General features: G+C 60.8%; 20 protein-coding genes and 1 pseudogene. 12 read left to right on the top strand and 9 right to left on the bottom strand.

Going from position 1 to position 20,694, the window contains the following annotated elements; all coding sequences use genetic code 11:
- Position 1: 1 nt before the first annotated feature.
- The 3 genes from ACP7BX_RS19725 to ACP7BX_RS19715 all read right to left on the bottom strand — a co-directional run bounded on the left by ACP7BX_RS19725 (position 2) and on the right by ACP7BX_RS19715 (position 1,813).
- A complete protein-coding gene (locus ACP7BX_RS19725) occupies positions 2–997 on the bottom strand; it encodes a phasin family protein (protein ID WP_426129392.1) in 996 nt (331 codons plus the stop codon).
- A gap of 12 nt (positions 998–1,009) precedes the next feature.
- Positions 1,010–1,432 carry a phasin family protein gene (locus ACP7BX_RS19720; protein ID WP_095014374.1) on the bottom strand — a complete coding sequence of 141 codons (423 nt, stop codon included), beginning with the start codon at positions 1,430–1,432 and terminating at the stop codon, positions 1,010–1,012.
- A gap of 105 nt (positions 1,433–1,537) precedes the next feature.
- Positions 1,538–1,813, bottom strand: a complete 276-nt coding sequence (locus ACP7BX_RS19715) for a polyhydroxyalkanoic acid system family protein (protein WP_033897739.1) — start codon at positions 1,811–1,813, stop codon at positions 1,538–1,540.
- Between the two features lie 144 nt (positions 1,814–1,957).
- Here ACP7BX_RS19715 and ubiE point away from each other — a divergent pair, with 144 nt between their 5' ends.
- The 12 genes and pseudogenes from ubiE to ACP7BX_RS19655 all read left to right on the top strand — a co-directional run bounded on the left by ubiE (position 1,958) and on the right by ACP7BX_RS19655 (position 12,473).
- On the top strand, positions 1,958–2,728 hold the full coding sequence (gene ubiE, locus ACP7BX_RS19710) for a bifunctional demethylmenaquinone methyltransferase/2-methoxy-6-polyprenyl-1,4-benzoquinol methylase UbiE (protein WP_016972732.1): 771 nt from the start codon (positions 1,958–1,960) through the stop codon (positions 2,726–2,728).
- Positions 2,728–3,351, top strand: coding sequence for a ubiquinone biosynthesis accessory factor UbiJ (locus tag ACP7BX_RS19705; protein WP_426129394.1), 624 nt, complete (start codon positions 2,728–2,730; stop codon positions 3,349–3,351). Before ubiE ends, ACP7BX_RS19705 begins: the two co-directional genes overlap by 1 nt.
- The gene (gene ubiB, locus ACP7BX_RS19700) at positions 3,348–4,952 is read left to right on the top strand and encodes a ubiquinone biosynthesis regulatory protein kinase UbiB (RefSeq protein ID WP_033897736.1); all 1,605 of its coding nucleotides are present in this window, start codon (positions 3,348–3,350) and stop codon (positions 4,950–4,952) included. Before ACP7BX_RS19705 ends, ubiB begins: the two co-directional genes overlap by 4 nt.
- A gap of 41 nt (positions 4,953–4,993) precedes the next feature.
- The gene (gene hisI / locus ACP7BX_RS19695; RefSeq protein ID WP_033897735.1) at positions 4,994–5,386 is read left to right on the top strand and encodes a phosphoribosyl-AMP cyclohydrolase; all 393 of its coding nucleotides are present in this window, start codon (positions 4,994–4,996) and stop codon (positions 5,384–5,386) included.
- A 2-nt stretch (positions 5,387–5,388) separates the two neighbouring features.
- Entirely contained in the window at positions 5,389–5,721 is a 333-nt protein-coding gene (locus ACP7BX_RS19690) for a phosphoribosyl-ATP diphosphatase (RefSeq protein WP_003187881.1), read from the top strand.
- Positions 5,722–5,747: 26 nt separating this feature from the next.
- Positions 5,748–6,026 carry a twin-arginine translocase TatA/TatE family subunit gene (locus ACP7BX_RS19685; protein WP_177113881.1) on the top strand — a complete coding sequence of 93 codons (279 nt, stop codon included), beginning with the start codon at positions 5,748–5,750 and terminating at the stop codon, positions 6,024–6,026.
- A gap of 10 nt (positions 6,027–6,036) precedes the next feature.
- Positions 6,037–6,441: a Sec-independent protein translocase protein TatB gene (gene tatB, locus ACP7BX_RS19680; protein ID WP_269132598.1), complete on the top strand. Its 405-nt coding sequence runs from the start codon at positions 6,037–6,039 to the stop codon at positions 6,439–6,441.
- A complete protein-coding gene (gene tatC, locus ACP7BX_RS19675) occupies positions 6,438–7,226 on the top strand; it encodes a twin-arginine translocase subunit TatC (RefSeq protein WP_010213805.1) in 789 nt (262 codons plus the stop codon). The genes tatB and tatC overlap by 4 nt, the downstream gene beginning before the upstream one ends.
- Positions 7,223–7,930: a 16S rRNA (uracil(1498)-N(3))-methyltransferase gene (locus ACP7BX_RS19670; protein WP_426129397.1), complete on the top strand. Its 708-nt coding sequence runs from the start codon at positions 7,223–7,225 to the stop codon at positions 7,928–7,930. Before tatC ends, ACP7BX_RS19670 begins: the two co-directional genes overlap by 4 nt.
- A 612-nt stretch (positions 7,931–8,542) precedes the next feature.
- A pseudogene (locus tag ACP7BX_RS19665) lies at positions 8,543–9,601 on the top strand (methyl-accepting chemotaxis protein); the annotation flags it as partial.
- Positions 9,587–10,459 (top strand): methyl-accepting chemotaxis protein, encoded by an 873-nt coding sequence (locus ACP7BX_RS19660; RefSeq protein WP_371317946.1) that lies wholly within the window; start codon positions 9,587–9,589, stop codon positions 10,457–10,459. The pseudogene ACP7BX_RS19665 and the gene ACP7BX_RS19660, both read left to right, overlap by 15 nt.
- Before the next feature lie 106 nt (positions 10,460–10,565).
- Positions 10,566–12,473 carry a methyl-accepting chemotaxis protein gene (locus ACP7BX_RS19655; RefSeq protein WP_426129399.1) on the top strand — a complete coding sequence of 636 codons (1,908 nt, stop codon included), beginning with the start codon at positions 10,566–10,568 and terminating at the stop codon, positions 12,471–12,473.
- On the opposite strand, the gene ACP7BX_RS19650 is transcribed toward ACP7BX_RS19655, so the two are convergent.
- From ACP7BX_RS19650 to ACP7BX_RS19625, 6 genes are all read right to left on the bottom strand, one after another.
- Positions 12,468–13,202, bottom strand: a complete 735-nt coding sequence (locus ACP7BX_RS19650; RefSeq protein ID WP_038844774.1) for an amino acid ABC transporter ATP-binding protein — start codon at positions 13,200–13,202, stop codon at positions 12,468–12,470. The two genes, ACP7BX_RS19655 and ACP7BX_RS19650, sit on opposite strands and share 6 nt — an antisense overlap.
- Positions 13,195–14,154 carry an amino acid ABC transporter permease gene (locus ACP7BX_RS19645; RefSeq protein WP_061434965.1) on the bottom strand — a complete coding sequence of 320 codons (960 nt, stop codon included), beginning with the start codon at positions 14,152–14,154 and terminating at the stop codon, positions 13,195–13,197. Before ACP7BX_RS19645 ends, ACP7BX_RS19650 begins: the two co-directional genes overlap by 8 nt.
- Before the next feature lie 131 nt (positions 14,155–14,285).
- The gene (locus tag ACP7BX_RS19640) at positions 14,286–15,083 is read right to left on the bottom strand and encodes a transporter substrate-binding domain-containing protein (protein WP_025999974.1); all 798 of its coding nucleotides are present in this window, start codon (positions 15,081–15,083) and stop codon (positions 14,286–14,288) included.
- 219 nt (positions 15,084–15,302) lie between these two features.
- A complete protein-coding gene (locus ACP7BX_RS19635) occupies positions 15,303–16,103 on the bottom strand; it encodes a transporter substrate-binding domain-containing protein (protein ID WP_426129402.1) in 801 nt (266 codons plus the stop codon).
- Between the two features lie 186 nt (positions 16,104–16,289).
- Positions 16,290–18,860, bottom strand: coding sequence for a glucans biosynthesis glucosyltransferase MdoH (gene mdoH, locus ACP7BX_RS19630; RefSeq protein ID WP_038844768.1), 2,571 nt, complete (start codon positions 18,858–18,860; stop codon positions 16,290–16,292).
- A complete protein-coding gene (locus tag ACP7BX_RS19625) occupies positions 18,853–20,589 on the bottom strand; it encodes a glucan biosynthesis protein G (RefSeq protein WP_314524565.1) in 1,737 nt (578 codons plus the stop codon). Before ACP7BX_RS19625 ends, mdoH begins: the two co-directional genes overlap by 8 nt.
- Between the last annotated feature and the right edge of the window lie 105 nt (positions 20,590–20,694).

Raw genomic sequence — 20,694 nt, 5'->3', positions numbered from 1 at the left:
ATCAGGACTGACTGGATGGCGTCGGGGTTGCCGGCGTTGCAGTCGGGGTCACAGCAGCAGGGGTCGGTGCGGACACCGAGTTGGCTGTGGAAGCGGTCGGCGCCGTAGCAGGCTTGGCCGCAACAGCAGGCTTGGGTGCTGCTGGTTTTTTTGCTACCGCTGGCTTCTTCGCGGCGGCTGGTTTTGCTGCTGGCTTAGCTGCAGCAGGCTTGGCAGCCGGTTTAGCGGCGGCCGGCTTGGCTGCAGGTTTCGCGGCGGCTGGCTTGGCAGCGGGTTTTGCAGCGGCGGTTTTGGCCGCAGGCTTGGCGGCTGGTTTGGCGGCGGCCTTGGCTGCTGGTTTGGCGGCCGGCTTGGCAGCAGCTTTAGCGGCAACTGGTTTAGCGGCAGGCTTGGCAACCGGCTTGGCAGCGGCGGTTTTTGCCGCTGGCTTGGCGGCTGGTTTAGCCGCCGCTTTGGCAGGAGCCTTGGCAGCGGGTTTGGCAGCCGGCTTGGCGGCCGCTTTTACCAGAGGCTTGGCGGCAGTTTTCGCAGCCGGTTTGGCCGCTGCGGTTTTAGCCGCAGGCTTGGCAGCCGGTTTGGCAGCAGCCGTTTTCGCGGGAGCCACTTTAGCGCCGGTCAGTTTTTCGATTTGCTTGGTCAGGGTATCGACCTTGCTGTGAAGCGTCTTCAGCTCTGCCTTGCTCGGCACGCCCAGTCGCGAAATGGCACTGTTGAGGCGCTTGTCGAAAGTTTCTTCCAACTTGCCCCACGTGTCAGAAATGCTCGACTTGGCGGAGCCGGCAGTTGCCTTGGCGGCTTCAACTTTTTTACCAACCGTGGTTTTGGTCAACTTCTCGGCCTTCTCGCCGTCCTTGACCAAAGTCTCGAAGTATTTGCCGCCGTCACTGCTAACCTTCGAGTACACGCCTAAACCAGCAAGCCAGATCTTACGGGAATATTTTTCAACTTCCCCGACCCACGAGCTGCCTTCTTTCTGAGTAGTCTTTTTAACAGCCATCCCGATGTCTCCTTAGTGTTTACGCGCGACACGTTCTAGCAATGTCGTCAGCTCTTCGAGCTTAGCAGAGAGTGTCTCAACGTCATGTTTAGACGCAATGCCGATTCGATTCAAGGCACTGGCAACGCGAGTATCAAAAGCTTTTTCAACTTTATCCAGCTGAACTTCTACCAGACCTTTGACGGCGGAGACATTACTCTTTACTTGGTCAATCTGACTGTTGGCGGCCTCAAGTTGTTCAACTGCAACTTTTTTACCTTTACTTTCAACATGTTGACCGGTCTTAACCAGCTCTTTGAAATACTCGCTGCCTTCGCTTCCAACCTTGGCGTAAGCACCAAGTCCTGCCAGCCAGATCTTGCGGGCGTAGGATTTAACCTCGCTCAGGGTAGTGATCTGGGCGTCGATTTTTTTCTTCAGGATAACTTTGGCCATGGTGCACCTCACGCAGATTAGGGGGGAGGAACGGCCCGCAGGAGTTGAGGGCTTGGGCACAAAGTAGGCTGGAAAATTAGAATCGGCACCCTAAGAACAGACGGATCACACCAAGGCTTTATCCAGGGCTTTTTCGATTTCGGACTTGATGGTGCCACTCATGGCCGACATCAACAGGCCCAGTTCCACATCGATGCGCAACGAATCTTCAGTGACTAATACCGTGCCCTTAACCCCCGAACGCTTGAGGTTCAAGGTATCGCCGGACCACGACGGCTCCAGGCCATATTGCTCTTTGAGTTTGTGCGCCAACTTGTCGGCCTTCGCCCGCGCGCCCTCTTTACCCAGTGAATGTGCGCGCTCAACGGTTATACGGGCCATTGCAATGACTCCTCTTTATAGGGACGTGAATACCTTCGATGCGGCAAAAGGTCTCGGTGACCACCCATCTTACCTGCAGCCTTGCCAAGACAAAGCAGGCCTTGGGGATTATCATGTCCCGCATTCTCTTTTGGTGACAGCGATATGACTGATCAGCGCAAAGGCAGCGATGCCGAACCCACCACTCACTTCGGCTTCAAGAACGTCCCGGAAAGCCAGAAAGCGGAAAAAGTCGCTGAGGTGTTCCACTCCGTCGCGGCCAAGTACGACCTGATGAACGACGTGCTGTCGGGCGGCATGCACCGCCTGTGGAAGCGCTTCACCATCGAGTTGTCGGGTGTTCGCCCTGGCAACCGTGTGCTGGACATCGCCGGCGGCACGGGCGACCTGGCGGCCAAGTTCTCCAAGCTGGTGGGCCCGACTGGCCAAGTGGTACTGGCCGACATCAACAGCTCGATGCTCAAGGTTGGGCGCGATCGCCTGCTGGATAAAGGCGTGGCCGGCAATATCGAGTTCGTCCAGGCCGACGCCGAGAAGTTGCCGTTCCCGGACAACCACTTCGACTGCGTGACCATCGCCTTCGGCCTGCGCAACGTCACCCATAAGGAAGACGCGATCCGCTCGATGCTGCGCGTGCTCAAGCCGGGTGGCCGTTTGCTGGTGCTGGAGTTCTCCAAGCCGACCAACGCGGTGATGTCCAAGGTCTACGACACTTACTCGTTCGCCTTTATGCCGCTGGTGGGCAAGCTGGTGCTCAACGACCCGGACAGCTATCGCTACCTGGCCGAATCGATCCGTATGCACCCGGACCAGGAAACCCTGAAGTCGATGATGGTAGAAGCTGGTTTCGACCGGGTGACCTACCACAACATGACCTCGGGTATCGTCGCCCTGCACCGTGGCATCAAGCCCTGATGTTGCTCGCAGGCCTTCTCGCCAGCGTTGAACACGGCCTCAACCGTGTGCTGCGCCTGGACAGCACCGCCCTGGCGCGGCTTGCGCACCTCAATGGCAAAGTGATTGCCGTCGACTGCCGCAGCCCCGCCTTGCAGCTGTTTATCCTGCCCAGCGATGAAGGCCTGATGCTCGCGACCCAATGGGCCGCCGACGCCGATTGCACCCTGCGTGCGCCGGCGTCGAGCCTGTTGCACCTGGCCTTGAGCCGCAACAAGACCGCCATCCTGCACAGCGCCGACGTGGAGCTGGAAGGCGACAGCTCGGTGCTGATGGACCTGGCTGCCGTGCTGCAGGACCTGGAACTGGACTGGGAATACGAGCTGTCACGCTGGATCGGCCCCGTCGCCACCCAGTTGATCAGCGGGCACCTGCGAAGCCGTTCGCGCTGGTATCAGCAAGGGTTCGCCAGCCTCAACCAGAACCTCGCCGAATACCTGAGCGAAGAATCGCGCACCCTGGTCGGAGAACGGGAAGCGCAAGCGCGCTTTCGTGAACTCGACAAGGCCAAAATCGACCTGGAACGCCTCGAGGCACGCTTCGAGCGCCTGAGCCGTTCCCTTGATCCAAGCGATAACGCATGAAGCTGCTCGCCGTCCGCCGTTTGTTTCGTATCCAGCGCGTCGTAATCCGCTACCAACTCGATGACCTGCTGTTCGCCCTGCCCCTGCCGTGGTTCCTGCTTGCGGTGCGCTATGTGCTGCCGTGGCGCTGGTTCCCGCGCAAAAAGCTGGAGCTCAGCCGTGGCGCACGCCTGCGCCTGGCCTTGCAGGACCTGGGGCCGATCTTCATCAAGTTCGGGCAGATCCTCTCGACCCGCCGCGACTTGCTGCCTGAAGACATCGCCGACGAACTGATGCTGCTGCAGGACCGCGTGCCGCCGTTCGACTCCCAACAGTCGATGGCGCTGATCGAAGAACAATTGGGCAAGAAGATCAGCGAAGTCTTCAGCCGCTTTGACGTCGAGCCTCTCGCCTCGGCGTCCGTGGCCCAAGTGCACGCAGCGCAGCTCAAGACCGGCGAAGAAGTGGTGGTTAAGGTGATCCGCCCCGGCCTCAAGCCGATCATCGGCCAGGACCTGGCGTGGCTGTTCATCCTCGCCCGCGCCGCCGAGCGTTTCTCGGCCGATGCGCGCCTGCTGCACCCGGTGGACGTGGTCGCCGACTACGAAAAAACCATCTACGACGAACTCGACCTGCTGCGCGAAGCCGCCAATGCCAGCCAGCTCAAGCGCAACTTCGAAGGCTCGCCCCTGCTGTATGTGCCGCAAGTGTATTGGGACTGGTGCCGCCCGAAAGTGCTGGTGATGGAGCGCATCTACGGCGTGCAGGTCACCGACCTCGCAACCCTGGCCGACCAGCGCACCGACATGAAGATGCTTGCCGAGCGCGGCGTCGAGATCTTCTTCACCCAGGTGTTCCGCGACAGTTTCTTCCACGCCGACATGCACCCCGGCAACATCTTCGTCAGCACCGTGAACCCGTGGAGCCCGCAGTACATTGCGATCGACTGCGGCATCGTCGGCAGCCTGACCCCGGAAGACCAGGACTACCTGGCCCGCAACCTGTTCGCCTTCTTCAAGCGCGACTACCGCCGCGTGGCGCAGTTGCACATTGATTCCGGCTGGGTGCCGGCAGAAACCAAGCTCAACGAATTCGAAGCAGCGATACGCACCGTGTGCGAGCCGATCTTTGAAAAACCGTTAAAAGATATTTCTTTTGGTCAGGTGCTGATGCGCCTGTTCCAGACCGCGCGGCGCTTCAACATGGAAGTGCAGCCGCAGTTGGTTTTGTTGCAAAAAACCCTGCTGAACATCGAAGGCCTGGGCCGCCAGTTGTATCCGGACCTGGACCTGTGGAACACCGCCCAGCCGTTCCTCGAACGCTGGATGCGCGAGCGCATGAGCCCGAAAACCGTGCTGGGCAACCTGCATAGCCAGATGGAACAACTGCCGCACCTGGCCAACATGACCCGCGACCTGCTGGAGCGCATGTCCCAGCCCCACGCCAAGGACCCGGCGCCGCCCTGGAAGCAGCGCAAGGACGACTGGTTCCTGCGCCTGCTGGGCGCTGCGCACCTGGTCGGCGGGGTGATGCTGGCCATCGGTGGCCCGCTGAACCAACTGGGCCACTGGCCGGCTGGCATCATGGTCGCCGTGGGTGTTTATCTGATCGTGCGTCGATAGCCAATCCGGTTATACACTGTCGCAAATTGCCGGAGCCGAACATGAAAGACTGGCTGGACGAGATCAAGTGGGACAGTGACGGCCTGGTGCCGGCCATTGCCCAGGACTACAAGACCGGGCGCGTGCTGATGATGGCCTGGATGAACCGCGAGGCCCTGAGCCTCACCGCCACTGAGCAGCGCGCCATCTACTGGTCACGCTCGCGTGGCAAACTGTGGCGCAAGGGCGAAGAGTCCGGGCACGTGCAGACCCTGCACGAGATGCGCATCGACTGCGACGCCGACGTGGTGATCCTCAAGGTCGAGCAGATCGGCGACATCGCCTGCCACACCGGCCGTCACAGCTGCTTCTATCGCGTTTTCGAAAATGGCGAATGGAAAGTGGTGGAGCCGGTGCTCAAAGACCCCGACGCCATTTACTCGGCAGGACACTAGACATGAGCGATACCCTGAACCGCGTGGCCCAGGTGCTGGAAGACCGCAAAGGCGCGGATGCCGACAGCTCCTACGTCGCCAGCCTGTACCACAAGGGCTTGAACAAGATCCTGGAAAAGCTCGGCGAAGAATCCGTCGAGACCATCATTGCAGCCAAGGACGCGCAAATCAGCGGTGATTACAGTGATGTAATCTACGAGACCGCTGACTTGTGGTTCCATAGTCTGGTCATGCTCGCCCAACTGGGGCAGCATCCGCAGGCTGTGCTGGATGAACTGGACCGACGCTTCGGCTTGTCCGGGCATGCCGAGAAAGCCTCGCGCCCGTCCGCCTGAATAACTAAGACTTGAGGATTTGCAGCATGGGCATTTTTGACTGGAAACACTGGATCGTCATTCTGGTGGTGGTGGTACTGGTGTTCGGCACCAAGAAACTCAAAAACCTGGGCACTGACGTGGGCGAGTCGATCAAGGGCTTCCGAAAAGCCATGAACGACGACGAAAAACCCACCGACCCGGCTGTAAATCCGGTGCCTCCGGCGCAGCCTGTGCACCCGCAGGCCACCCAGCCGATCACCGAGCGTCGCACCTTCGACGTGCAGGCTGAGAAAGTCGAAGAGCCGACCCGCAAAGACTCGTGAGCACTGACTAATGTTTGGTATCAGCTTCTCTGAACTGCTGCTCGTCGGCCTCGTGGCCCTGCTGGTACTGGGGCCGGAACGCCTGCCCGGTGCCGCACGCACGGCCGGCCTGTGGATCGGGCGCCTGAAACGCAGTTTCAACGCCATCAAACAGGAAGTTGAACGGGAAATCGGCGCGGACGAGATCCGCCGGCAACTGCACAACGAGCACATCCTGTCGTTGGAGCAGGAGGCCCGCAAGATTCTGTCGCCGGTGCAGGAGCCCGCCAAACCGGCGGAGCCTGTGGCTGAAAACAGCATTGCACCCGTTGCCGAAGCCGCCCCCGTGGCACCGATCGCGCCCACCGAGCCTGCGCCGACGCCCACTGCGTCGCCCGCGCCCCATGACCCTACATTGCCGCCGCGAGCCCCATGAGCGCTGATAAACCGGAAAACGACCAGCATATGCCGCTGGTCTCGCACCTCACCGAGCTGCGTACCCGCCTGCTGCGTTGCGTAGCGGCCATCTTCATTATCTTTGCCGGGTTGTTCGCCTTTACCCAGCAGATCTACACCTTCGTCTCCACGCCGCTGCGCCAGTACCTGCCGGCCGGTGCGACGATGATCGCCACCGATGTGTCGTCGCCGTTCCTCACGCCGTTGAAGCTGACCATGATGGTCTCGCTGTTCCTGGCGATCCCGGTGATCCTGCACCAGATCTGGGGCTTTATCGCGCCGGGCCTGTACAAGCATGAGAAGCGCATCGCCGTGCCGCTGCTGGTGTCGAGCATCCTGCTGTTCTACACCGGCATGGCGTTCGCCTACTTCCTGGTGTTCCCGCTGATCTTCAAGTTCTTCGCCGCCGCCACCCCGGCCGGCGTGGAAATGATGACCGACATCACCAGCTACCTCGACTTTGTGATGACGCTGTTCTTCGCCTTTGGCGTGGCCTTCGAAATCCCGGTGGCCGTGGTGCTGCTGGTGTGGATCGGCGTGGTCAACGTGGCGTACCTGAAGAAGATCCGCCCGTACGTGATCATCGGCTGCTTCGTGGTCGGCATGATCCTCACGCCACCGGACATCTTCTCCCAGACCCTGCTGGCCGTGCCGATGTGGATGCTGTTCGAGATCGGCATCCTGTTCAGCGGCTTGATCAGCAAGCGCGGCGAACACCCGGATGACCAGCCCGACGACGACCAGCCGCCAGCGACCCAGCCGTGAACCTGCTGCTCCTTGAAGAGGCCGACTTCATCGCGGCCGACCGTGTGGTGCTGCGTGATCGACGCCTGGTGCACATGCAGGAAGTCCACCGCGCCGCCGTCGGCGACAGCCTGCGTGTTGGCCGCATCGGTGGACTGATGGGCAATGCGCAACTGCTGCGCCTGGAAGCCACCGAAGGCGAGCTGCACGTCAGCTTCGACCAGCCGCCACCGGCCAAACTGCCACTGACCCTGCTGCTGGCCCTGCCACGCCCGAAGATGCTGCGCCGGGTGTTGCAGACCGTGGCCGCCATGGGCGTGCCCAAGGTGGTGCTGATGAACAGTTACCGCGTCGAAAAGAGCTTCTGGCAAACCCCGTTCCTGGAACCCGAAGCGATTCGCGAGCAACTGATCCTCGGCCTGGAACAGGCGCGGGACACGATCCTGCCCGAGATCATCATCGAAAAACGCTTCAAGCCCTTCGTCGAAGACCGCCTCCCGGCCATGACCGCGGGCACCCTGGGCCTGATCGGCCATCCCGGTGATTACCCGGCCTGCCCACGCGGCCTGGACGAGCCGGTAACCCTGGCAATCGGCCCGGAAGGCGGCTGGATTCCCTACGAAGTGGACCTGCTGACCAAGGCCGGCTTACAGCCCGTGCAGCTCGGCGCCCGCATCCTGCGCGTCGAAACCGCCGTCACCGCCCTGCTCGCCCGGCTCTTCTAACATCAGTATCGACACACCGCTATAACCCCCCTAACCACGATGCGAAGCGAGCCGCTCTTGATCTTGATCTTGATCTGGCTTTTGATCTTAGGCGCCCCGTCAAAACGCTGGCCGGAATTCGGCAGGGATTTGGGGGGTAAACCGGCAGGGATGCCGGTTTAGCCGCCCCGCGCCATGGATGGCGCGTGGCGGCGGCCCCCCAAATCCCTGTCGGATTACGGGCACACCGAGCGTGAGCGAGGTGCCGAGTGTTGGGGCGAAGCGTTTTTGGTTACTTTTGGCGCTCTTCCAAAAGTGACCCGCCGTAAGGGCGGAACCAATAGCAGTCGTTACCCAAATAACGGATATGTACTCGGTCTGATCCCAAATCCAGGCCGGCTGTCAGGCCGCCTTCGCAGGCAAGCCAGCTCCCACATTTTGATCGCGGCGCAACAGTTAGAGAGCGGTCGGCTGCCAGGCCGCTGACGGGAGCAAGCTCCCTCGCCACAGGTCCAGCGCCATACCCCGAGCTGCCGCAGACGCCATCACCGGCAAGCCGGCGCCTACAGAATATTCCCAACCTGCCGATAACCTTTGAATAAGTCCAAGCCTTGTTCCAGGGGAGTTCGCAGCATGTATCGTTGGTTAGCCGAAAAGCTGGGGAATGTGGGTGTCAATCGCAAGCTGGGCGTAGGCTTTGGCTTGGTGTTGATCCTGACGTTGTTGATCACCTTCACCGGCTGGACCGGCCTGGGCGACGTGATCAGTCGCGGTGACAAGCTGGGCTATATCTCCAGCCTCAACGGCCTGACCAAGGACCTACGCCTGGCGCGCCTGGACTTCGAAATGCGCCGCGGCGAACAAGGCACCGACGCGGTCAACAACTTGATCACCAAACTGGACAGCGGCCTGAAAACCGCCGCCGACCTGATCGAGCAACCTGACGACAAGGCCCTGGTGGAACAGCAACAAGACGCCTTGAACCAATACAAAAAGGCCTTTGCCGCCATGGTCCAGGCCGGGCTGAAGCGTGAAGGTGCCCGCAGCAAACTGGGCGACACCGCCGACAATGCCGTGGCGAAGATCAGCGAGGTCGAAAAAAGCCTGCTGCAAGGCGACAGCGTCACGCAGTTCAACAGCGTGGTCGACCTGAGCAAGCTGATTCAGCAAGCGCGCTTCCAGGTGCGTGGCTACACCTACAGCGCCAAGGTCGAGGCTGAACAGCCGGCCCTCGATGCCATTGATAACGCCATCAAGAAGATCACCGAACTGGAAGGCCAACTGCCCGCGCAGTACCAGGCCAACCTGCAGCAGGCCAGCACTTCGCTGCAAGCCTACCGCGCGGCCGTCAGCCAGTACCGAGACTCCCAGACCGCCGCCGCCGAGGCGCTGAAAATCATGAGCGCCCAGGGCGACATCCTGCAGGCCCACAGCGAAAAACTCACCACCTCGCAAACCGTGGTGCGCGACACCGACGCCGCGCAGGCCAAACAACTCTTGCTGCTGGCGACCGTGCTGGCGTTGATCTTCGGCCTGGTGGCCGCCTGGGCGATCACACGCCAGATCGTCATCCCGCTGAATCAGACCCTCAAGGTGGCCGAACGCGTCGCCTCCGGCGACCTGAGCCACAACCTGACCTCCACGCGCCAGGACGAACTGGGCCAGCTGCAACGCGCCATGCAAAGCATGACCGTCGGCCTGCGCGAGCTGATCGGTGGTATCAGCGACGGCGTCACCCAGATCGCCAGCGCCGCCGAGCAATTGTCGGCTGTGACCGAACAGACCAGCGCCGGAGTCAACAGCCAGAAGGTCGAGACTGACCAGGTTGCCACCGCCATGAACGAAATGGCCGCGACCGTGCAGGAAGTGGCGCGTAACGCCGAGGAGGCCTCCGAAGCCGCCGTCGCGGCTGACCAGCAGGCCCGTGAAGGCGACAAGGTGGTCGGTGAAGCCATCGCCCAGATCGAACGCCTGGCCACCGAAGTGGGCAACTCCACGGTCGCCATGGGCGACCTGAAGCGCGAAAGCGACAAGATCGGCAGCGTGCTCGACGTGATCAAGTCCGTAGCCCAGCAAACCAACCTGCTGGCCCTCAACGCCGCGATTGAAGCCGCGCGCGCCGGTGAAGCCGGGCGTGGCTTCGCCGTGGTGGCGGACGAAGTGCGCAGCCTGGCCCAGCGCACCCAGAAGTCCACTGAAGAGATCGAAGAGCTGATCGTCGGCCTGCAAAGCGGCACTCAACAAGTAGCGACCATCATGGACAACAGCCGTGGCTTGACCGACAGCAGCGTCGAACTGACCCGCCGTGCCGGCAGTGCCTTGGCAAGCATCACCCGCACAGTCTCGACCATCCAGGCGATGAACTCGCAGATCGCCACGGCCGCCGAGCAACAAAGCGCAGTGGCGGAAGAGATCAACCGCAGCGTGTTGAACGTGCGCGATGTGTCGGAACAGACCTCGTCGGCCAGTGAAGAAACCGCTGCATCCAGTGCCGAGCTGGCCCGCCTGGGGATTTACCTGCAAACGCTGGTGGGGCGATTCCGGATCTGATCCAAAATTTGTGAAACGTCCTACGTAGTTATCAGCCCAGCATTACACCGAATCGAATTAGCGTTTCCTTTGTTGCGAAACGCTTCTTCAGATTCGGAGGTTCATCATGTTTTCTTGGCTGACTCGCTGGCTGGTCAATGCCAGTGTCCGACTCAAACTCGCCCTGGGTTTTGGTCAGGTGCTGATCCTCAGTTCCATCATCGCCCTGACTGGCTGGCAAGCCTTGAATGCCGTGCTATTTCGTTCAGGCAACCTGACCGAGCTGGGCAAGCTGGCCGCGGTGGCAGAAGCCATGCGCGCCGACCGTATCGTGTACCGCACCCTGACGGACACCGCCAGCCTGGGCAAAATGAAATTGCAGATCGAAAAAATCGACCAGCACCTCGACTACCTGCAAAACCACCTGAAAGACCCAGCCGACCTGCAACGTATCCAGGAAGCGAAGGGCTTGGTGTCCAGCTTCAAAACGGCACTCGTTGAACTGGCGCCACTGATCGAACAGCGCGAAACCACCCGGCCTGTCCTGCGCAAATCCGCCCTACAGGCCAGCGATACCCTCGCCCAATTAGCCAGTGAACTACCCGACCAGCAGGATCAAAAAGCACTCGATGCCATCGAGAACCTGCGGCAAACCATGGAGCAAGCTGAAGAGCGTGCCCGCAACCCTGCCTGGGCTGCCGAATCGCTACAAGCCTATGTCGAAGTGCTCGGTACAACACTCGATGCTCTGGACATCGCTCAAGCCGCCGTCACGGAGCTGCCCGTAGACTCGGCGCTGCTCAAAACCGACCTGGCCAATTACCGCGCGCAGTTACTGGCGCTCAAGGACGCTCAAGTCACGACTGAAACCGTGCAGAACCGCTTCGAGCAACAACTCAACCAGTTGCTCGAAAAAACCGACCGGGTGAGCGAGGGGCAAATCGTCAAGCGTGACAGTGAGGCGCAACAGACTCGCCTGTTGCTGGTGAGCGTCACGGTTGCCGCACTGTTGCTGGGTGCGCTGGCGGCCTGGTGGATCGCCCGGCAAATCGCCCTACCGTTGCGTCAGGCCTTGGCCGCGGCGAACCGCATCGCCGAGGGCAACCTGAGCGACAACCTGGTGGTGGAGCGTCGGGATGAACTCGGCCAACTTCAGCAAAGCATCGCGCAAATGTCTCGCAACCTGCGCAGTCTGATCAGCGGCATCGGTGACAGCGCCCGGCAGATCGCCAGCGCTGCCACACAGCTGTCGACGGTCACCGAACAGACCCGCAACGGGGTCAGTCACCAAAGGGACGAAACCGACCAGGTGGCCACCGCGATGAATGAAATGCTCGCCACTGCCCAGGAGGTCGCGCGACATGCCGAACAAGCCTCGGCGGCGGCCAGGGAGGCCGATGAACAAGCCACGGCTGGCGACAAGGTTGTCGGGCAGGCCGTGGAGCAGATTGGTCATCTGGCCCACGAAATGGCGCGCGCCAGCCAAGCGATGATTGCACTGCAACAGGAGAGCCAAAAGATCGGGGGCGTGCTGGACGTGATCAAGTCCGTGTCGCAGCAGACCAACCTGCTGGCCCTGAACGCCGCCATTGAAGCCGCGCGGGCCGGCTCGGCAGGCGAAGGGTTTGCCGTGGTCGCCGACGAAGTGCGCAGCCTGGCCCAGCGCACCCAAGCATCCGCTGAAGAGATCGAAGGGCTGATACTCGGGTTGCACGCCGGTACTCAGCAAGTGGCCGACATCATGGACGGCAGCCGTGCCCTGACTGACTACAGCGTCGACCTGAGCCGTGATGCGGGCGATGCCTTGGGGGCAATTATCCGCACAGTCTCGATCATCCAGGAAATGAACCCACAAATTGCCGCTGCCGCCGAGGAACAGAGTGCAGTGGCGGAAGAGATCAATCGCAGTGTGTTGAAGGTGCGCGATGTATCCGAACAAACCGCCGCCGCCAGTGAAGAGACGGCGGCGGCGAGTGTTCAGCTGACCCGGCTGAGCCTGGATCTACAAGCGCTGGTGGGCAAATTCAGGCTATAGGACCTGGCGCAGGAAGGCCTGGGCTCGCGGATCTTTCGGCGCATCGAAGAACTCGGCCGGTGCGGCGTCTTCCAGCAACTTGCCATGGTCGAAAAACAGCACGCGGTCGGCCACTTCACGGGCAAAACCCATTTCGTGGGTGACACAGACCATGGTCATGCCTTCCAGGGCCAGGGTCTTCATCACGTCCAGCACTTCGCCGACCATTTCCGGGTCCAGTGCCGAGGTGGGCTCGTCGAACAGCATGACCTTAGGGTCCATCGCCAAGGCTCGGGCAATCGCGACGCGCTGCTGCTGACCGCCAGACAAGCGTGATGGAAACTCATTGGCCTTCTGTGCAATCCCGACCTTTTCCAGCAACGCCAGAGCCTTGGCCTCACGCTCCTTCTTGCTGCGCTTGCGCACGACTTTCTGCGCCAGGCACAGGTTTTCCAGCACGGTCATGTGCGGGAACAGGTTGAAGTGCTGGAACACCATGCCGACTTCGCGGCGATAGGCATTTACGTCGGTCTTCGGGTCGGCCAGTTGCAGGCCGTCGATGCTCACTGAGCCCGAGTCGAATTCTTCCAGCCCATTGAGGCAACGCAGGAAGGTGGACTTGCCGGAGCCGGACGGGCCGATCACCACCAGCACTTCCCCCTTGGCCACTTGGGTGGTCACGTTGTCGACCGCGCGGACCACCTGCCCACGGGTGTCGAAGACTTTTACCAGATCGCGGACTTCAATCACTTTGCGCGAGCCTCCGCTCAAGCCGGCTGGCCATTTTCGACAGCGGCAGGTTGATCAGCAGGTACAGGCCTGCGACGCAGAACAGGATTTCAAACGGCGAGAACGAGGTGGTGATCACCTCACGGCCGCTCTTGAGCAGTTCGGTAATCGCAATCACCGAGACCAGCGAAGTGTCTTTCACCAGGCTGATAAATTGTCCAGCCAATGGCGGTAGCACGCGTTTGAACGCCTGCGGCAATACCACATGGCGCATTGACTGGCTCGCGCTCAGGCCCAGGGAGCGGGCGGCTTCGTTCTGGCCACGGGTAATGGACTGCACGCCAGCGCGGACGATTTCCGCCACGTAGGCGCCGGTGAACAGCGATAGCGCCGCGATCCCGGCAAATTCACGGGACAGGTTGAGCACCGTGCCGATGAAGAAATAGAAAATGAAGATCTGCACCAATAGCGGCGTACCGCGTACCAGTTCGACGTAGATCGTCGACAAATCTCGTAAGGTCGGGTTGCTGGACAAGCGGCACAGCCCGGTCGCCAGGCCGATGATCAAGCCAAGGATGCCAGAGACCACCGACAGCCACAGTGTGGTCCACAAACCCCACATCAGCGGGCCCAACGCCCAATGGCGGGTCACGCCGACCACATCGCCTTCGGCCACATCGTCGCCACGCGCCACTTGCAGGCTGTTATCGGCAACGGTCAGCTTTTGCTCGGCGCCCGCGTCGTTGCGCAAGGTCACTTCGGCGATATCGCCTTTGCGTACCAGCTCGACCACCGTGGAGATATCAGCGGCGCGCTGGGACGTTTCAGCCTGGTAGGCGAAGTATTGCGGTACACGGTTCCAGCGCCACTCGTAGGACATCAGCGACGTGGCGTAGTACAAGGCGCCAGCCAGGCCGACCAGCACGACCACGGTCAGCAGGTGCCAGGGCCATTGGGCTTTTTTCTGTTTCATTTCACTTTCCGCGATTTGTGTTGCCTGTGAGGCCGCCATCGCGGGCAAGCCCGCTCCCACATTTTGATTTGTGAACACCGTCAAAGGTGGGAGCTGGCTTGCCTGCGATACAGGCAACTCGGTCTAAAGCCTTATTCCATGTCCTTGAGCCACTCGGAGCTCTTGAACCACTTGTCATGGATGCGATCGTAGGTGCCGTCGTTGCGGATCTGGTGCAGGAAGTTGTTGATGAAGTTGATGCTGTCGTAGTCGCCTTTCTTCAGGCCGAACGCCAGGGGTTCGAAGGTGAAGGGTTCTTCCAGGTAGACCAGCTTGCCGTTACCGACCTTTTTCTCGGCCACAACGTTGTACGGCGCGTCGTACACAAAGGCATCGGCCTTGCCGTTGACCACGTCCAGCACGCCTTCCTGCTCGTTGTCATAGCCGTGGTACTTGGCCTTGGAGATCAGCTTCTTGGCCACCATTTCGCCGGTGGTACCGAGCTTGGAGGTCAGGCGGTATTTCTCGTCGTTCAGGTCTTTGTAGGACTTGATGGTGCCTTCCAATTCCTTGCGGATCAGCAGGGTCTGGCCGACCACGATGAAGGGTTCGCTGAAGTTCAGGCGCAGGTTGCGTTCCTGGGTCAGGGTCATGCCGCTGCCGATCATGTCGAACTTGTTGGTCAGCAGGGCCGGGATGATGCCGTCGTAGCCGGTGGAGATCGGCTCGAACTTGACGCCCATGGACTTGGCCATGGCCTTGAGGATGTCCACTTCGAAACCGATGATTTCGCCGCGCTTGTTGGTCATCTGGAACGGCATGTAGGTCGGGTCCATGCCGACTTTCAGCGTGCCGCGCTTGACCGCATCATCGATGGCACCGGCCTGGGCCGCATTGACCGCGACCAGCGCGGTGACGCCAAGCAGCAGCATCGAAAGATACTTTTTCATCATCAAGTCCCCTGAACGATTCTTATGAGGTCGGCGCGCAAACGGGCTGCACCATTTCGGGGTGCGATCCTAACCCACTCGCCTGCTGTCACAAAGGTTTCAAGGCTATTTGTTGTCGGCGTATGTCGGAAAAGCCCCACAACCGCGCAGCAAAGGGCAGATGTAGACACGTGCAAGGTCGATGGAAGCAACGGCTTGATGTGTAAGCAGTTATGACTTTCAGTCGATCTCCGCCAGCCAGGCGGTGTCTTTAAACCACTTATCATGAAGACGATCGTAGGTGCCGTCCTGGGCAATCTGGTTGAGAAAATGGTTGATCCAGTTGAGGCTGTCGAAATCGCCTTTTTTCAAGCCAAACGCCAGGGGTTCGAAGGTGAACGGTTGCTCAAGCGCCAGTAGCGTGGTGTTTTCCGGGCGGTTCAGGGCGATCAGGTTGTAGGGCGCGTCATAAATAAAAGCATCTGCCTTGCCCTGTACCACTTGGCGTACTCCTTCCTCCGGTGTGGAGAAGCTACTGAGTCGGGCCGCCCCTAGAAACCGTCGCGCCGCCAGCTCGCCAGTGGTGCCTTCGGTGGTGGCGATCCGGTAGCTGGCGTCGTCCAGGTCTTCGACACTGCTGACCTTGCCCGCCAGGCTCGGGTGCAACAGCACGGACTGGCCGACCACAATGAACGAATCGCTGAAGTTCAGCTTGAGGTTGCGCTCCTGGGTGACCGTCATGCCGCTGCCGATCAGGTCGAATTTCTTCGCCTGCAACCCCACCACCAGCTCGGTGTAGGGCACCGCGACCAGCTCAAGTTGCACACCCAGTGCTTGGCTCATGACGTTGAGCAGGTCAATTTCAAAGCCGATGATTCGCCCCTGTTTGTCGGTCATTTCGAAAGGCACATAGGTGGGTGTGGTGCCGACCTTCAGCACGCCGCGTCGTACGGCGTCGTCAATCGCGCCGGCCTGCGCCAACCCCATGTGAATCAATGCGGCAGCGCTTAGCAGCAGCGCCAAACAATAGCCTTTGCTCATGAATACCCCTGTGGCAAGTCCAAATCCGGGGCGATGCTAACTCAGTCACGGGCACGGCAATATGCCTTGGACGAGGGACTTTTGTTTCGAAAAAACAGGAGGTTAGCAGGGGACAGGAAGGAGCGAAAAACGCCGTAGGACCAGCGCTTGGAACGCCCCCGAGGAGAACCCTCGGGGGCGTCTGAATCAGGCCGGTTGGGCCTGGGACGACAGCGGTTGCAACGGTAGCAACGGCGCGTGTGGATCAGCCTTGATCGAGTCACGCCAGGCGGCGAGCCACTCGGCATGGCCTTCGTTCCAGACGTGCTCATGCAGGCGAGCCAGGGCGACCGGGTCGCTCAACAGGGCCAGGCGTTCACCGTTGTTGAGGCCGGCCGGGCCGACTTTCAACGCGTGACGCACACGTTCGGTACGCAGGTACTCGATCGGCTCCGCTTCACGGTGACGCGAGGTCGCCAAGGCGCAGGCCAGGGCGTTCTGCTGCGGGTCGACCACCGAGCGCACGAAGCCATCGTTCAGCGCGTGCCAACGGTTTTCGTGGGTGTACTGCTCGGTCGACAGCAACGCTTGCGGCGGATTGTATTCCTCGGGGATCAGGAACAGGCTCTCGTCGCGGGACTTGAGGCCCAACCCGACACGGCTGGAGATCACCGACACCGGGATCGACAGCATCAGCGACCCCACGATCGGCACCAGCCACCACAGGAAGCTCGGGTTCAACCACACCACCAGCAGGGCCCACAGGAAGCCCAATACGGTTTGCGGACCGTGGCGCTTGACCGCTTCGCTCCATGGGGTGGAGTCGTCGTCACGCTGCGGCGAGTTCCAGGTTGCGGCCCAGCCGAGGAACGCGGCGAGTACGAAGCGGGTGTGGAAGATCATCCGCACCGGCGCCAGCAGCATGGAGAACAGCATCTCCAGCAGCATCGACAACGTCACCTTGAACTTGCCGCCGAACTCTTTCGCGCCCTTGGCCCAGATCAGGATGATGCTCAGCAGTTTCGGCAGGAACAGCAGCACGATGGTGGTGGAGAACAGCGCCACCGCCTTGTCCGGATGCCATTGCGGCCACAGCGGGTACAACTGGCGTGGCGCCATGAAGTACTGCGGTTCCATCAGGGTGTTCACCGCCAGCAGGGCCGTGGACAGCACCAGGAACAGGAACCACAACGGCGCCGACAGGTAGGACATCACGCCGGTCAGGAACACCGCACGGTGCACCGGGTGCATGCCCTTGACCAGGAACAGGCGGAAGTTCATCAGGTTGCCGTGGCACCAGCGGCGGTCACGCTTGAGTTCGTCCAGCAGGTTCGGCGGAAGCTCTTCGTAGCTGCCCGGCAAATCGTAGGCAATCCACACGCCCCAGCCGGCACGGCGCATCAGCGCCGCTTCGACGAAGTCGTGGGACAGGATGGAACCGGCGAACGCGCCTTTGCCCGGCAACGGCGCCAGGGCGCAGTGCTCGATGAACGGCTTCATGCGGATGATTGCGTTGTGACCCCAGTAGTGGGATTCACCCAGCTGCCAGAAGTGCAAGCCGGCGGTGAACAGCGGGCCATACACGCGGGTAGCGAACTGCTGCATGCGCGCATACAGGGTGTCCATGCCCGACGCACGCGGCGCGGTCTGGATGATCCCGGCATCCGGCGTGGCTTCCATCAATCGCACCAGACTGGTCAGGCATTCGCCGCTCATCACGCTGTCCGCGTCGAGCACGACCATGTACTTGTAGTCACCGCCCCAACGACGGCAGAAGTCGTCGAGGTTGCCGCTCTTGCGCTTTACGCGACGGCGGCGGCGGCGATAGAAGATCTTGCCGAAGCCACCGGCTTCGCGGCACACGTCGAGCCAGGCTTGCTGTTCGGCGATGCAGATGTCGGCGTCATTACTGTCGCTGAGTACGAAGAAGTCGAAGCGGTCCAGGTCACCGGTGGCGGCGACCGATTCGAACGTGGCGCGCAAACCGGCGAATACCCGAGGCACGTCTTCGTTGCATATCGGCATCACCAGCGCGGTACGGGCGTCTTTCGGAATCGGCTCGTCACCAGCACTTTTACCGGAGATCCGGTATTTATCGTGACCAGTCAGCAATTCCAGGAAGCCCATCAACGCGGTCCAGAAACCGGCCGACACCCAGCAGAACAGGATCCCGAACATGATCAGGATGCTGGTTTGCAAAGCGTATGGCAGTACCTGGGTGGCGGTTTGCAGCAGGGTCTGGTTGCGGATTTCGTCGAAGTCGACCAGCGACCAGCCCTGGTACGGCATGATGCCTTTCATGTACCAGCCAGCCACGATGGTCTGGCCGAGCATCAGCACCAGCAGGATATAACGACGGATCGAACCGACGGTACGCCAGCGCGCGGCCGGCAATACACGCTCATCCTTCGGCGGGGCCGGAGGATTGCTGCGCCCGGTGAGTCGGCGCCAGCCGCGCACCAGGATATTGGTGCGCCACGGCTCCGGCACCACACGGGTACGACGGATTGGCGGCGTGGCCTTCAGGCACACACGGCCAGCGGCGTCGAGCGCCAGCATTTCGGCGTCTTGCAGCTCTTCGGCCGTGTTGAGGGTCAACCGCGTGCCAACCGACGCCTGGGCGGCGTCGACCGGCGCGTCGAAGGTCGAGGACGACAAGCGTTCGTGCAACTCGGTGAAGGATGTGCAGCCCGCCAATTCGGCGCGCTGCTCAGCGGTCATCGGTAGATGCGCCAGATACTCCTGCAGAGTTTCTGGCTGGACTTGAGAATTACTCATCGGCAGGCAACTGATAGCTCCAGGTTTCGGTCAGGACTTGTTCGGTCTTGATCGGCTCCGGCGTGGCTGGGGCAGCTTCTGGCTGCTTGGCTTCCTTGTCTTTGGCGTCTTTCTTGGCCTGCTTCTCGTGTTGCTTGGCCAGGACCTTGTCGGCCTTGAGCACGTGGCTCGAGTCCTGCTCAGGAGCCGGTGGCGGAACGTCCTGCACCAGCGCAGCGCGCATTTCGGTCGGCTTGCCTGCGTCCTTGATCTTCATACGCAGGGTCAGGCGCCAGCCTTTGGTGTGTTCGTTGTAGCGCACGCTGTTCTCAACCAGTTCGGCGTTGTCGCCGACACTCACCTGGCTGCGCACCGGGGCATCCGACGGCAGGGCCTTGAGGGACGGGCCCTCGAAGTCCACCAGGTAGGCCACGCTGCCGTCAGGCTGGCGGATCAGGTTGGATTGCTTCACGTCACCGGTAGAACGCAGGGTCTGCTTGACCCAGGCGCTGTCGCTTGGGTGCAGGGATTTTTCGTCCATGGTCCAGTGCAGGCGGTAGGCAACGTCGAGCGGCTGGCCCACTTCCGGCAGTTTTTCCGGGCTCCAGAATGCAACGATGTTGTCGTTGGTTTCGTCAGCCGTCGGGATTTCCACCAGGTTGACGGTGCCTTTGCCCCAGTCGCCTTCAGGCTCGATCCAGGCGCTTGGGCGCTTGTCGTAGTTGTCGTCGAGGTCTTCGTAGTGGCTGAAGTCGCGACCGCGTTGCAGCAGGCCGAAACCTTTCGGGTTCTCTACGGTGAAGTTGCTGACCGACAGGTGTTTAGGGTTGTTCAGCGGGCGCCAGATCCACTCGCCGTTGCCGGCATGGATCGACAGGCCGCTGGAATCGTGCAGCTCACGACGGTAGTTGAGCACTTTGGAAGGCTGGTTCGCGCCGAACAGGTACATGCTGGTCAACGGGGCAACGCCCAGTTTGCTGACCTTGTCGCGCAGGAACATCTGGGATTTCACGTCGACAATGGTGTCGGTGCCCGGACGCAGGATCAGGCGATACGCGCCGGTCGCCCGTGGGGAGTCCAGCAGTGCAAAGATCACCAGTTGTTTCTCACCCGGCTTTGGACGCTCGATCCAGAACTCGGTGAAACGCGGGAATTCTTCGCCGGACGGCAATGCGGTGTCGATCGCCATGCCACGGGCAGACAGGCCGTACGCCTGGCCCTTGCCGACCACGCGGAAGTAGCTCGCGCCCAGCATGGTCATGATTTCGTCTTGTTTGTCGGCCTTGTTGATCGGGTACAGCACACGGAAGCCGGCATAACCCAACTGTTCGGTGGCTTTGGGATCAAACTTCACGTCGCCAAAATCGAAGCGTGTCGGGTCGTATTTGATTTCCTGGACGCTGTCGGCGGTGACTTCGTTGATTTTCACCGGTGTATCGAAGTGCATACCCTGGTGATAGAAGGACAGCTTGAACGGGGTGTTTTGATCGGCCCACTCGGCTTTTTCGTTGCGGAAACGAATCTTCTGGTAGTCCGCGAACTTCATTTCGCGGAATTCGTTCGGCAGATTGCTGCGCGGAGCTTCGTATTTCTGCCCGGCCAGCTCTTTTGCCTTGGCCGACACATCATCCAGACTGAATGCCCACAGTTGACCCGCGCCGAACAGGCAAAACAGGGCGGAGCCCGTCACCAGTGCGTTTCGTAACCGTTTGGCAGACAATTTTGGTGCATTACAGGGACTAACAATCACGAGCAACCCTCGCCGAAAACAGATCAAAAAACCAACGGCCAGCTATCTATATGCCAGGTTGGCGAGCATTGTTCCGACTCCCCTGGGGCAAAATGATTCCCCATG

Origin of the sequence: Pseudomonas sp. DWP3-1-3b3, from assembly GCF_049896305.1 — a bacterium.
GTDB classification, from domain to species: domain Bacteria; phylum Pseudomonadota; class Gammaproteobacteria; order Pseudomonadales; family Pseudomonadaceae; genus Aquipseudomonas; species Aquipseudomonas azotoformans_A.
The sequence above is the reverse complement of the archived record's forward strand: the minus strand, read 5'-3'. Positions and strand labels throughout refer to the sequence as shown.

Bases quoted from the DNA above. Each gene is read 5' to 3' on its own strand.
- tatB (WP_269132598.1), top strand. From the start codon at position 6,037: ATGTTTGGTATCAGCTTCTCTGAACTGCTGCTCGTCGGCCTCGTGGCC.
- ACP7BX_RS19635 (WP_426129402.1), bottom strand. From the start codon at position 16,103: ATGAGCAAAGGCTATTGTTTGGCGCTGCTGCTAAGCGCTGCCGCATTG.
- ACP7BX_RS19705 (WP_426129394.1), top strand. From the start codon at position 2,728: ATGTTGCTCGCAGGCCTTCTCGCCAGCGTTGAACACGGCCTCAACCGT.
- hisI (WP_033897735.1), top strand. From the start codon at position 4,994: ATGAAAGACTGGCTGGACGAGATCAAGTGGGACAGTGACGGCCTGGTG.
- ubiB (WP_033897736.1), top strand. From the start codon at position 3,348: ATGAAGCTGCTCGCCGTCCGCCGTTTGTTTCGTATCCAGCGCGTCGTA.
- ACP7BX_RS19645 (WP_061434965.1), bottom strand. From the start codon at position 14,154: ATGAAACAGAAAAAAGCCCAATGGCCCTGGCACCTGCTGACCGTGGTC.
- tatC (WP_010213805.1), top strand. From the start codon at position 6,438: ATGAGCGCTGATAAACCGGAAAACGACCAGCATATGCCGCTGGTCTCG.
- ACP7BX_RS19660 (WP_371317946.1), top strand. From the start codon at position 9,587: ATGCAAAGCATGACCGTCGGCCTGCGCGAGCTGATCGGTGGTATCAGC.
- ACP7BX_RS19715 (WP_033897739.1), bottom strand. From the start codon at position 1,813: ATGGCCCGTATAACCGTTGAGCGCGCACATTCACTGGGTAAAGAGGGC.
- ubiE (WP_016972732.1), top strand. From the start codon at position 1,958: ATGACTGATCAGCGCAAAGGCAGCGATGCCGAACCCACCACTCACTTC.
- ACP7BX_RS19655 (WP_426129399.1), top strand. From the start codon at position 10,566: ATGTTTTCTTGGCTGACTCGCTGGCTGGTCAATGCCAGTGTCCGACTC.
- ACP7BX_RS19690 (WP_003187881.1), top strand. From the start codon at position 5,389: ATGAGCGATACCCTGAACCGCGTGGCCCAGGTGCTGGAAGACCGCAAA.
- ACP7BX_RS19725 (WP_426129392.1), bottom strand. From the start codon at position 997: ATGGCTGTTAAAAAGACTACTCAGAAAGAAGGCAGCTCGTGGGTCGGG.
- mdoH (WP_038844768.1), bottom strand. From the start codon at position 18,860: ATGAGTAATTCTCAAGTCCAGCCAGAAACTCTGCAGGAGTATCTGGCG.
- ACP7BX_RS19720 (WP_095014374.1), bottom strand. From the start codon at position 1,432: ATGGCCAAAGTTATCCTGAAGAAAAAAATCGACGCCCAGATCACTACC.
- ACP7BX_RS19685 (WP_177113881.1), top strand. From the start codon at position 5,748: ATGGGCATTTTTGACTGGAAACACTGGATCGTCATTCTGGTGGTGGTG.
- ACP7BX_RS19640 (WP_025999974.1), bottom strand. From the start codon at position 15,083: ATGAAAAAGTATCTTTCGATGCTGCTGCTTGGCGTCACCGCGCTGGTC.